Here is an 11,799-nt window from a genome sequence, read left to right as displayed (position 1 = left end):
TAAACTAACATTTTCCTGTTTTAGAATAGTTTTATATTGACACAAGAACTATACAAGAATATCATTTTTCTCATATCTCTTTTTTTAAGAAAGGATCTATGCCATGTCTACAATTGACCACGATAAAATTGTTAAAAGTGTTCCTCAAAAAGGGTTTTTTGGACATCCTAAAGGACTTTACACACTGTTTTTCACTGAATTTTGGGAGCGTTTCTCCTATTATGGCATGCGTGCACTGCTTATTTATTATATGTACACAGAGGTGACAAAAGGCGGTCTAGGCTTTGACCAGACGACAGCCAATTCGATCATGTCGGTCTACGGTGCGCTTGTCTATATGTCAGGAGTTATTGGCGGATGGCTCGCCGACCGGGTATTTGGTTCGTCCAGTACGGTGTTTTATGGCGGAGTTTTCATTATGCTTGGCCACGTGATTTTGGCTTTGCCAAGCGGAGCAACAGCGCTCTTTATTAGTATGGGACTGATTATTATTGGGACAGGTCTTCTTAAGCCAAACGTTTCAAACATTGTTGGCGACCTGTATACAAAAACAGACCCGCGCAGGGACTCTGGATTTAGTATTTTCTACATGGGGATCAACATGGGTGGCTTTATCTCCCCATTAATTGTCGGAACACTCGGTCAAAAAGTGAATTTCCACCTCGGGTTCTCACTCGCTGCCGTTGGGATGCTTGTTGGACTCATTACATTTGTGGTCACAAAAAAACCGAACCTTGGTCTTGCCGGCACTTATGTGACAAATCCATTATCAGCTGCCGAGCGTAAGAACTTCAAAATTTACGGATCATTGGTTGTGATTTTGCTCGCAGTTTTTGCTGTCATTGGCATTCAAACAGGCGCACTCACAATTAATCTATTCACTTGGTTTGTCAGTGCCCTTGGTGTACTCATTCCGATTGTTTATTTCATTGTCATGTATTTCAGTAAAAAGACGAGTGCAGTGGAGCAATCCAGGGTTCTCGCTTATATTCCATTGTTCCTTGCTGCCGTGATGTTCTGGGCGATTCAAGAACAAGGCTCAAACATTTTAGCGACATATGCAGATCAACGAACAAACTTGAATTTTCTTGGGATGACACTAGCGTCTTCATGGTTCCAATCATTGAACCCAATCTTTATTGTGCTGCTGTCTCCAGTGTTTGCTTGGTTATGGGTCAGACTTGGGAAGAAACAGCCGTCTACCCCGATTAAATTCTCACTCGGCCTTCTGTTTGCGGGGTTATCCTTCATCATCATGATCATTCCTGCATACATGTCCGGTCCGAACACACTTGTGAGCCCATTATGGCTCGTTCTGAGCTTCTTCCTCGTTGTGATCGGAGAGCTCTGCTTATCACCAGTTGGACTGTCAGCGACAACAAAGCTGGCACCTGCTGCCTTCTCAGCGCAAACGATGAGCCTTTGGTTCCTTTCAAATGCGATGGCACAGGCGATCAATGCGCAAGTAGTCAAACTGTTTGATAAAGTGCCAGAAACCGTCTATTTCGGTATCATCGGATTGCTGGCCATCGTTTTATGCGTTGTAATGCTATTACTGACACCAGTGATTAAGAAAGCGATGAAAGGCGTTCATTAATAAAAAACTGGACATGAGTACATCATGTCCAGTTTTTCACTTTATTGATGATCAGTCTTCATATAGAAATTTTATATCTTACTGCATGATTCATTCGTTTTCATTGGTACTGTCTCATTTATTTCGATGTTAAAATAATTCACGGCATTGTGATAACAAATATCTTTGACTATTTTTCCTATAAATTCGTAATCCCTTGGAAGCTCACCATTTTCTATCCAAGTCCCAAATAAATTACATAAAATTCTTCTGAAATATTCATGGCGAGGGAACGATAAAAAGCTTCTGGAGTCTGTAAGCATACCTACGAAAGTGCTAAGCAAACCTATATTAGATAATGTTTTCATTTGATCTAGCATGCCGTCTTTTTGATCATTAAACCACCACCCAGATCCAAATTGAATTTTTGCTCTGGCATCAGAAGATTGAAAATTCCCTATAGTAGAGGCCACAATCGCATTATGAACGGGATTTAAATTATAGATAATGGTTTTAGGTAAAAGGTTATCTTTGTCTAATTCATTCAAAAAACCATTTAAATGTCTTGCTAGGTGGAAGTCAGACATAGAGTCGTACCCACTATCTTTTCCCGTTAACTTGAACATTCGTGTGTTATTATTCCTTAAAGCACCTATGTGTAATTGCATGGTCCAATGAAGAGAATGATATTTTTTACTCAGGTGAAGAAGAGTGTTTGTTTTAAATTTATTGATATCCTCTTGGGATAGTGTTTTTCCTTGCAGCGCACGTACAAATATAGAAGATACTTCTTGTTCAGTAGCTGGTGAAAATGGAAATATTTCAAAACCATGATCAGACATTCTGCATCCATTCGCGTGAAAATAATCAATTCGTGAATGTAATGAAGCGATAAAGTTTTCATATGTTAAAACAACGCCGTTGATTGACTCACCTAATTTTTCTATATAATTCACAAAATTTGATTGTTCAATATTTAAAGCTTGATCCGGTCTAAATGTAGGCAGGACCCTAGTAGTAATTCCTACATCTTTACGTATGATTTGATGAATTTTTAAAGTATCGATTGGATCATCAGTCGTACATACAACTTTTACATTAAATTTTTCTAAAATTCCATTTGTGGACATGTTCCTTTCATTTAATCTCTCATTACAGATATCCCAAACTTTATGTGCATTTTTTTCTGAGAACAACTCATTTATATTGAAATAACGACTTAATTCTAAATGTGACCAATGATAAAGAGGGTTTCCTATTGTATATGGAACCGTTTGGGCCCAAGCTAAGAATTTTTCCTTGTCACTTGCATTCCCCGTGATCAATCTTTCTTCTACACCAAACCACCGCATAGCCCTCCATTTATAGTGGTCTCCATTAAGCCAAATATCAGTCATATTTTCATATTTTTTGTTAGCAGCAATGTCATCAGCCATTAAATGCGTATGAAAATCATAGATTGGCATATTTTTCGCGTAATCATGATAAAGAACTTTTGAACTTTCGTGATTAAGCATCATATCTTCGCTTAGGAATGTAGACAATATAGTCACCTCTATACTTATGTTTAGAAAATCTCAATTAAATGAAATAAGGTGTTATTAACAAAAATAACACCTCACTTTTTTAGATCTTACTTAATTCAATCTCCGTATTTACATAGATTGCGTCTCGTTGTGCAATTAAGCATAGTTCTGCGGCTTTAAAAGTATGCTCTTGAGTCATAGCATTTTCAGTATCGTTTAAACAATCTAAAATAAGTTCACCAAAGTAAGGGAAACCTACTTCTCCATTTAGAGAAAAATGTTGCTCTGTCTGTTGATTTACTAAGTATAAATGGTCTCCTATTTTATCCCTTGCTATGTCTACGTATTTGCGAATTTCAATATACCCGTCTGTTCCAAGAATGAATGTGCGCCCATCCCCCCAAGTGCTAAGGCCATCAGGAGTCAGCCAGTCTACTCTAAAATAGTTTGTAGCCCCATTATCCGCAATTAAAGTAGCATCGCCGAAGTCTTCCAATTCTGGATACTGATGATGTTTGTAATTGCCCACTTTACTATGTACAACTTTTGCATCTTTTGCGCCAGAATAGTAAAGGAATTGTTCAATTTGGTGACTACCAATATCACATAGAATACCTCCATAATACTCCTTTTCAAAAAACCAGCTTGGTCTGCTTTCTACATTACTACGATGTGGGCCAGTTCCAAGAACTTGTACCACTTTTCCAATGGCTCCTTGTTCAATCAGTTGACCAGCAAATACGGCACTTTCCACGTGCAAACGTTCACTATAATAAACAGCCCATTTAAGCCCCGTTTCAGCTGTTTTTTTACGAGCAAGCTCCAATTGTTCCAACGTTGTAAAAGGTGATTTATCCGTAAAGTAATGCTTACCATGATCTAAAACACGCAGCCCTAAATCACAGCGTTTAGATGTAATGGCTGCGCCTGCCACGAGCCTTACATCTGGATCTTCGAGAATTTCTTTCTCACTTTTGGCTGCCTGTACCTCCGGATAAGCCTTACAAAATTCTTGTACTTTTTTCTGATCATGATCATAAACCCATTTTAATGTAGCCCCAGCCTCAGTTAATCCATTGCACATTGCATAGATGTGTCCATGATCAAGACCTATAGCTGCCATTACGAATTGTCCTTCTGTAACGACAGGGGCACTTTTTCCCTTAGGAGCATAATTCATTCCATCACTTTTCTGCATGATTGTTCCTCCTCTAGCAAGCTTCCAGTTTATTTTTAATAACTTAATAACGTTAGACTCATAGTTTCTCGTAATTTCCTCCAACGGTTATCGTATCGTCTGAAAAATTTTCTACACTGCTTTGTTTTTCATAAAAATGCTTAACGTTCGCAAGCATTCCTTCACGTGTATAAAAAGGATCGTCTGCTAAAAGAGGAAGCTTCACATGAACACCTTGGTTTGCAGATTTATAGATGGCTGTAATAAGTTCTAGTGTTTTTCTTCCTTCTGTTCCATCAATTAAAAGCTTCTGGTTACCCTTGATAGCCATTAAAAAATTATTTATTTGTCCTTTATGCCCTTCAAATAGCAATTCCGGATACTGATTAAAAGCTTCCTGAATACGATTTTCTAAATCCTCATCATTTTTCTCTTGAGGAAACCCATTTTCTTTAGCTATATGAGCATTTACTTTCCATGGGACAGATACTCTAGCTTTTTCACCTTGAAAAATCAGTTGTTGTTCTTCTCCATGATGAACAACAGAACTGGTTACTTGTGCTAAGCTGCCATTTCCATAGCGAAGTACCGCAATAGAAAGGTCTTCAACCTCTGCATTATCATGCAAGGTATTACTAGTTGCTGCAAAAATGTCAGTCGGCAATCCTAACATCCATTGCAACATATCAATATGATGGACAGCATGATTAAGTGTACAACCTCCACCTTCTTTTTCCCATGTACCGCGCCACCATAAATCATAGTAACTATGACCACGCCACCAAAAAGAATCAACTTGAGTATGAGCGATTTTTCCAATGAGGTTTTGATCAAGGACATGTTTTAATCTCATAATGGGCGTCATAAACCTGTTTTGAGCAACAACGGATAAAAGCTTTTGGCTTTCAATAGATGCTTTTATCATTTCGTCACATTCTTTTAGAGAAGAAGCCATAGGTTTTTCTACTAAGACATGTTTGCCTGCTTTAAGAAAATCGATGGCAATGGTTGCGTGCATATAAGGAGGTGTACAAATGGAAACGGCATCAATCGTAGGATCATTCAATAACTCTTGGTAGTTAGCGACAACTCGTGCTTCTAGGTTATATTTTGTTGCTGCAGACATTGCTTTTTCAGGATAAATATCAGCTAAAGCTACAATTTTACTGATTTCAGGCATTGCAAGATAAGCCTCGATATGGGCAGTTGCAATAGATCCAGTTCCTATAATTGCGATGTTGGTCATATCAATCTTTCCCTTCTGCAAGAAGATAAATTTTCACTTCTAATAATGAGATAGCGCTTTCAAAAAACTGAATGATTCACCTAACTGATAGATCAGAGTACCGTTCGTTCTATTAATATTCTAGTTATACTAGTATGGTAGAACAAAAACATTATAACTCAATCTTTTTGAATTTTGTATAGTTTTTTGAATTTTCTTTTTAATATCCCTCACTTTTATGATTGATCATGGCTTACATAGTTAGAATCATCAAGAGTTATATAAATGCTCACAGGGTAATATTCAGAAAAATTAAATTAGTGTCTACCATTCTAATGCACTTGTATGGTAGTATGTTAGAGAAAGGAGATTAGAATAATGAATATCGATTTTAAAAACCAAAACCTCTCTACGAGGGAACAAGTTTACAATATGCTAAAAGATCAAATATTAAGCCTGAAGCTTCCACCTGGGACAAATATTTCTGAAAAAGAAATATCCATTCAATTTAATGTTAGTCGAACTCCTGTAAGAGAAAGCTTTTTAAAATTATCTCAAGAAGGATTATTAAGTATCTACCCTCAACGAGGTACATTTGTTTCTTTAATTGATTTGAACCTTGTGGAGGAAGCACGGTTTATGCGAGAACATCTCGAGAAGGCCGTGATTAGACTAGCCTGTCAGGAACCTTCTGAAGAGTTGATTAATGATTTAGATATGAATTTAAGTATGCAAAAAATTTGCGTTAAGAAAAAAGATTATAAAAAAATGTTTGAATTAGATGAGGAGTTTCATAGAACTATTTTCAAACGGTGTAAAAAAGAAAAAACATGGTTAGTTATTCAACAGATGAATGTACACTTTAATAGGAGTCGCATGTTAAGGCTAGTAACAGATTATAATTGGGATAATATTCTTTCTCAACATGTAAATATCTTCAAAGCTATACAAGATCAAGATGCTGATAAAGCTGAAACAATCATGGAAGAGCATTTGAAAATTGCACTTGTTGATAAAGAATTATTGAAGAAAGAATATCCAAATTATTTTAAATAAAAATAGGTTGTTACTTATATTTTAGGGGTGATGGTAGATGAGGATGACATTTAGATGGTTTGGCGAAGGAAACGACACAATCACACTGGAACAAATAAAGCAGATTCCAGGAGTGGAAGGAATTGTTTGGGCACTGCATGATGTGCCCGCAGGAGAAGAGTGGCCATTAGAAAGAATTGTAGAAATGAAAAAATTAGCTGATAAACATAACCTTCATATTGAAGTGGTTGAAAGCGTGAATGTTCATGAAGACATTAAGCTCGGACTTCCAACTAGAGATCGATACATAGAAAATTATAAGAAAACAATTCAGAAGCTAGCAAAGGTCGGTGTTAAAGTCATATGTTATAACTTTATGCCTGTATTTGATTGGATCCGTACAGACTTAAATAAAACACTTCCTGATGGCTCTACAGCTCTATTTTATGAACATAGTCGAATTAAAGATATTGATCCGAAAGACTTAGTAAATAAAATTAGTGAGAACTCCAGTTTAACCATGCCAGGTTGGGAACCAGAGCGGTTAAATCACCTCCACCACCTTTTTGAAGCCTACAGAAATGTAACAGACGATGATTTATGGGACAACTTGAAATATTTTTTAGATCAGGTTATTCCAATTGCAGAACTTCATGATATTAAAATGGCTATTCATCCTGACGATCCACCTTGGCCTGTCTTTGGTCTACCGCGAATAGTAACTAACCAAAAAAACATCAGAAAAATTTTACAACTAAATAATAGCCCACATCATTGTATAACGCTCTGTACAGGATCTTTAGGAGCAAACTTAGAAAATGATTTAGTTTCTATGATTCACGAATTTATTGATAGAATCCCATTTACTCATATAAGAAATGTACGTGTATATGATAACGGGGACTTTGTTGAAACATCGCATCGATCAAAAGATGGATCAGTAGATGTTTCAGCTATTATACACGCTTATTATGAAAGCGGATTCAAAGGTTATTGTAGACCCGATCACGGAAGACACATTTGGGATGAACAATGCAGGCCTGGATATGGTCTTTATGATAGAGCACTTGGAATTATGTATTTGTGGGGAGCTTGGGATGCTTTACAAAATAAACATTCTGTATGAAAAGAAGCAAAGGAGGAAGCTACATGGTAAACATACAAGAAAATAAAAATTTAGCTGGTAAAGTAGCTGTCATAACAGGAGGAAGTGGCGTACTTTGCAGCGCCATGGCAAAGGAACTTGCTAGACATGGCGTGTCTGTTGCCATTTTAAATAGAACAGTCGAAAAAGGTGAAAAGGTAGCCGAAGAAATTAACCTTATGGGCGGGAAAGCGATTGCGATTAAATGTGATGTTCTGAATAAAGAGAGTGTTGAACAAGCCGAGAAGATTGTAACAGAGGAATTAGGCAATTGTACAATATTGATAAATGGAGCTGGTGGTAACCACTCCAGTGCAAATACAACCAATGAAATATTTCAAACAGAAGACCTTACTAATCCTAAGGTAAATACTTTTTTTCATTTAAGTACAGATAGTGTACAAAATGTATTTGATTTAAATTTTATGGGGACTTTTATTCCTACACAAATTTTCACTAAAAATATGGTTCATCGAAAGGGAGCAGTTGTCATCAACATGTCATCTATGAGTGCCCCTTCTCCAATGACCAAAGTGCCTGCTTATAGCGCGGCAAAAGCAGCAATTGAAAATTTCACCAAATGGTTAGCTGTTCATATGGCCGAGGCAGGAATTAGAGTAAATGCCATAGCACCGGGCTTCTTTTTAACCTCACAAAATAAAAACCTTCTCCTAACTGAAGAAGGAGATTATACAGAGAGGTCTCATAAGATTATTTCGAACACACCAATGAGAAGGTTTGGTACGCCAGAAGATCTTCTTGGTACCCTATTATGGCTTGTTGATGATCATATGTCAGCATTTGTTACCGGCGTGACCATTCCTGTTGATGGAGGTTTTATGGCGTATTCAGGTGTTTAATATTTTTATTTTTTTCCTTGTCATACATCTTTATTTTATATGTTTTTTTAAATTTATAAGTAGGCTTGGAAAGGAGAAATAAGAATGCAGACTGAGAACAGGAAACTAACACTCAAAAATTATATTGGTTATGGAACAATGGATTTATTTGGAGGGGGAGCATTCGCTATCATAGGCGCATGGATGTTATATTTTTTTATTACATACTGTGGTCTTACCCCTGTTGAAGCAGGATCTATTATTGCAATTGCTCGTATTATTGATGCGATAGCAAGCCCAATTATGGGCCATATCACTGACAATTTTGGTCGTACAAAACTTGGGAAAAAATTTGGACGACGCAGGTTCTTTTTACTAATTGGAAGCCCTTTGATGGTTATTTATTCTCTTCTTTGGATTTCTGATATGAATTACTGGTACTATTTAACGGTTTATATTTTGTTAGAATTCCTTGCAGCAATGGTATTAATTCCATTTGAAACACTTGGAGCTGAAATGACGAATGATTTTAATGCACGGACCAAGCTCTCAACAATAAGATTAATCTACTCAGGACTAGGAACATTTTTAGCTACCTTTATTCCAGGCAGATTATTCGAAATATTCGGAAAAGATTCACCTCAAGTTTTTCTTTACAATGGAATTATCTTCACCTTTATTTTTATGGCTGCATTATTAATTACACATAGAACAACATGGGAACGTAAAATAGAAGAAGACATGATAGAACCTGATGGTGTAGAAAAAGTACCTGCTATAGAATCCATAAAAAAAGTCATCATTGACTTAACATCTACTTTTAGAATTAGAAGTTTCCGTCAGCACCTCACGATGTATATTTGTTCGTTTACTGCCATGGATATTTTAAACGCTGTCTTTGTCTACTTTGTTGTGTTTTCTTTAAATAAAGATGCAGTGCTCGCAGCCGATTTATTATCTATTGGTTCATTACTTCAAATGGTATGTACCATATTGTTTGGTTGGCTCGTGATTAAAATAGGTCCTGCGCCATCTTTGAAAATATCTTATACTGCTATTATTACATGTATCAGTGGTTATATATTTTTATACTTCACACAACCAACTTATATGATTATAGCGCTGTATGCTTTCTCTGTTATTTTAGGCATCGGAAAGAGTGGATTATATTATATACCATGGAATATTTACACTTTCATTCCTGATGTAGATGAAATGGTCACTCGTAAAAGAAGAGAAGGAATATTTGCAGGTATTATGACTTTTACACGCAAGAGTACTACAGCTTTAGCCACATTCTTGGTAGGAGTTATTTTACAGGAAAGTGGATTCATTGCAAGTGCGACGACACAGTCTACGACAGCAATAAATGGGATTGTAGGTATTCTGTTTTTCGGAACTGTAGGGCTAGTCGGTATTAGTTTAGTTATTTCATTTAAATTTAAATTATCTAAGAAAACGCACTCCATTATGATTAATGAAATTAATAGGTTAAAGAATAATGGTTCAATGGAACAGGCTGATGATGAAACAAGAAGTGTTTTGAAAGCGCTAACAGGATGGGATTACGAGAAGCTTTGGGGTAATAATAACGTAGGATATCAGAATAAGCGCCAAAATTTTGAACAACAAGATTTTAAACAGCAGGATATGAACTAACTTTTGTTGTTAGTTGAGAACTTACAGAATCACTTCAAAAAAAACACCTTCAGATTGATATCAGAGGTGTTTTTAAATATCTTAAATTTAGTGTTTTTTGATTTTAAAACCGGATCTCGTCATCTCCATGGATTTGCAGCTTCAGTGGCTCACTTTGTGCCTGATGCTTTTTCAAATAGCGATGATAGACAACATATCCAATGATCATGAGCGGTACGCCGACATATAGCCCGATGCGCTGCTCTTGATCAAAGGCAAGGCTAACCAACACGATGGTATTTAGTGTGATCGCAATGATTGGCAGCACCGGATAAAGAGGCGTTTTAAATTTTAAGTTTTCCAGCTTTCCGCCTGCTTTCAAATATTTTCTACGGAAAAGAAGCTGTGATAATGTAATCGTGATCCAGCCTGTCTGGGCACTCATTCCGGCAATGGACACGATCCAGGCAAATACCGTTTTCTCTGCAAAAAAACCGGATAACAGCGAAATCCCTGTAAACAGGAACGTGAGCAGTAAGGCATTCATCGGAATACCGCGCTGATTGACGCGTCTAAATGCTTTTCCTGCCATTCCTTCCTTCGATAAGGAATACAGCATTCTTGTCGATGCATACAAGCCAGAGTTTGCAACAGATAATAAAGCAATAATAATGACAAAGTTCATGATGTCTGCCGCAAAAGGAATGCCCGTTCTCTCAAACACAGTAACAAATGGACTTTGCAGCACACTGGCTTCCTTCCAAGGCACCATACCGGCTAAGACGAAAATAGATAAGACGAAAAAGACAAGTGTACGCCATACGGTTTGATGAATCGAACGAGGAACGGTTTTCTCGGGGTTTTCACTTTCTCCTGCCGCAATACCGATCAGCTCTGTTCCCTGAAACGAAAAATTCACCGTAATCATCGTGACCACAACGGCAAGCAGGCCATTTGGAAACAGCCCATCATTCACAAAATGGCTGAAGTAAGGGGCGGGTTCACCGCTCGTTGTATCAATAAACCCAAACATCGCCGCTCCGCCTACGCCAATAAAGAGTAAAATTGCAATAATTTTAATGGTAGAAAAGAAAAATTCCGACTCCCCGAACGCTTTTGCTGACCGGGCATTTAATAAGAAAAGACAGAGTCCGAATATGAGACACCAAATCCACACATCTACTTGCGGCAGCCAGCGCCTCATCAGCTGTCCTGCTGATAAGAACTCAAGGGCGACCGTTGCCGCCCAGCCGAGCCAATAAATCCAGCCGACAGCAAAACCCGCTGCCGGGCTGACAAATTTCGTCGCATACGTATGAAACGACCCCGACACAGGAAGTGCAACCGACAGCTCCCCAAGACACAGCATGGTTAAATACATGATCAATCCGCCCACAATATATGAAAGAACAGCTCCGACTGGCCCTGCTTGTCCAATCGTATAGCCCGTTCCTAAGAAAAAGCCTGTCCCAATGACACCGCCAAGTGAAATCATAAATAAATGGCGGGAGGTCATCGCCCTTTTCAATTGTTCAGGCTGATTTTGTCCAACATCCACAATGATGCCCTCCTTCTTCTAAGATGCTCTGTTATCAAAACATGTCTCCATGTGATTCATTCCATTTTCAAAACAACCTAC

Annotated in this window: 9 protein-coding genes; 5 read left to right on the top strand and 4 right to left on the bottom strand. The window is 37.6% G+C overall.

Going from position 1 to position 11,799, the window contains the following annotated elements; all coding sequences use genetic code 11:
• The first annotated feature begins 103 nt into the window (after nt 1-103).
• Nucleotides 104-1,597 carry a peptide MFS transporter gene (locus tag MHI46_RS02130; protein ID WP_024425520.1) on the top strand — a complete coding sequence of 498 codons (1,494 nt, stop codon included), beginning with the start codon at nt 104-106 and terminating at the stop codon, nt 1,595-1,597.
• 71 nt (nt 1,598-1,668) lie between these two features.
• Here the strand turns inward: MHI46_RS02130 and uxaC are convergent, their stop codons facing one another.
• The 3 genes from uxaC to MHI46_RS02115 form a co-directional block, all read right to left on the bottom strand.
• Nucleotides 1,669-3,120: a glucuronate isomerase gene (gene uxaC, locus MHI46_RS02125; protein ID WP_058837318.1), complete on the bottom strand. Its 1,452-nt coding sequence runs from the start codon at nt 3,118-3,120 to the stop codon at nt 1,669-1,671.
• Nucleotides 3,121-3,202: 82 nt separating this feature from the next.
• On the bottom strand, nt 3,203-4,300 hold the full coding sequence (locus tag MHI46_RS02120) for a Gfo/Idh/MocA family oxidoreductase (RefSeq protein ID WP_059374433.1): 1,098 nt from the start codon (nt 4,298-4,300) through the stop codon (nt 3,203-3,205).
• A 58-nt stretch (nt 4,301-4,358) separates the two neighbouring features.
• On the bottom strand, nt 4,359-5,525 hold the full coding sequence (locus MHI46_RS02115; RefSeq protein WP_342503076.1) for a Gfo/Idh/MocA family oxidoreductase: 1,167 nt from the start codon (nt 5,523-5,525) through the stop codon (nt 4,359-4,361).
• A 357-nt stretch (nt 5,526-5,882) separates the two neighbouring features.
• Here MHI46_RS02115 and MHI46_RS02110 point away from each other — a divergent pair, with 357 nt between their 5' ends.
• The 4 genes from MHI46_RS02110 (at nt 5,883) to MHI46_RS02095 (ending at nt 10,181) form a co-directional block, all read left to right on the top strand.
• Nucleotides 5,883-6,560: a GntR family transcriptional regulator gene (locus tag MHI46_RS02110; protein ID WP_059374431.1), complete on the top strand. Its 678-nt coding sequence runs from the start codon at nt 5,883-5,885 to the stop codon at nt 6,558-6,560.
• A gap of 37 nt (nt 6,561-6,597) precedes the next feature.
• Nucleotides 6,598-7,665: a mannonate dehydratase gene (gene uxuA / locus MHI46_RS02105; protein ID WP_039176484.1), complete on the top strand. Its 1,068-nt coding sequence runs from the start codon at nt 6,598-6,600 to the stop codon at nt 7,663-7,665.
• Between the two features lie 23 nt (nt 7,666-7,688).
• Nucleotides 7,689-8,543 carry an SDR family oxidoreductase gene (locus tag MHI46_RS02100; RefSeq protein ID WP_126682201.1) on the top strand — a complete coding sequence of 285 codons (855 nt, stop codon included), beginning with the start codon at nt 7,689-7,691 and terminating at the stop codon, nt 8,541-8,543.
• 84 nt (nt 8,544-8,627) lie between these two features.
• Nucleotides 8,628-10,181 carry an MFS transporter gene (locus MHI46_RS02095; RefSeq protein WP_342503075.1) on the top strand — a complete coding sequence of 518 codons (1,554 nt, stop codon included), beginning with the start codon at nt 8,628-8,630 and terminating at the stop codon, nt 10,179-10,181.
• A gap of 103 nt (nt 10,182-10,284) precedes the next feature.
• On the opposite strand, the gene MHI46_RS02090 is transcribed toward MHI46_RS02095, so the two are convergent.
• Nucleotides 10,285-11,676 carry an amino acid permease gene (locus MHI46_RS02090; RefSeq protein WP_267188736.1) on the bottom strand — a complete coding sequence of 464 codons (1,392 nt, stop codon included), beginning with the start codon at nt 11,674-11,676 and terminating at the stop codon, nt 10,285-10,287.
• Between the last annotated feature and the right edge of the window lie 123 nt (nt 11,677-11,799).

It is taken from the genome of Bacillus sp. FSL K6-1000, from assembly GCF_038630785.1.
Classification (GTDB): Bacteria; Bacillota; Bacilli; order Bacillales; family Bacillaceae; genus Bacillus; species Bacillus safensis.
Note: the sequence above shows the minus strand (reverse complement) of the source record. Positions and strands in the feature narration are given on the sequence as shown.

Excerpts from the sequence above, each read along its gene's own strand:
- MHI46_RS02130 (WP_024425520.1), top strand. The coding sequence starts at position 104 with ATGTCTACAATTGACCACGATAAAATTGTTAAAAGTGTTCCTCAAAAA.
- MHI46_RS02120 (WP_059374433.1), bottom strand. The coding sequence starts at position 4,300 with ATGCAGAAAAGTGATGGAATGAATTATGCTCCTAAGGGAAAAAGTGCC.
- MHI46_RS02115 (WP_342503076.1), bottom strand. The coding sequence starts at position 5,525 with ATGACCAACATCGCAATTATAGGAACTGGATCTATTGCAACTGCCCAT.
- MHI46_RS02110 (WP_059374431.1), top strand. The coding sequence starts at position 5,883 with ATGAATATCGATTTTAAAAACCAAAACCTCTCTACGAGGGAACAAGTT.
- uxuA (WP_039176484.1), top strand. The coding sequence starts at position 6,598 with ATGAGGATGACATTTAGATGGTTTGGCGAAGGAAACGACACAATCACA.
- MHI46_RS02100 (WP_126682201.1), top strand. The coding sequence starts at position 7,689 with ATGGTAAACATACAAGAAAATAAAAATTTAGCTGGTAAAGTAGCTGTC.
- MHI46_RS02095 (WP_342503075.1), top strand. The coding sequence starts at position 8,628 with ATGCAGACTGAGAACAGGAAACTAACACTCAAAAATTATATTGGTTAT.
- MHI46_RS02090 (WP_267188736.1), bottom strand. The coding sequence starts at position 11,676 with ATGACCTCCCGCCATTTATTTATGATTTCACTTGGCGGTGTCATTGGG.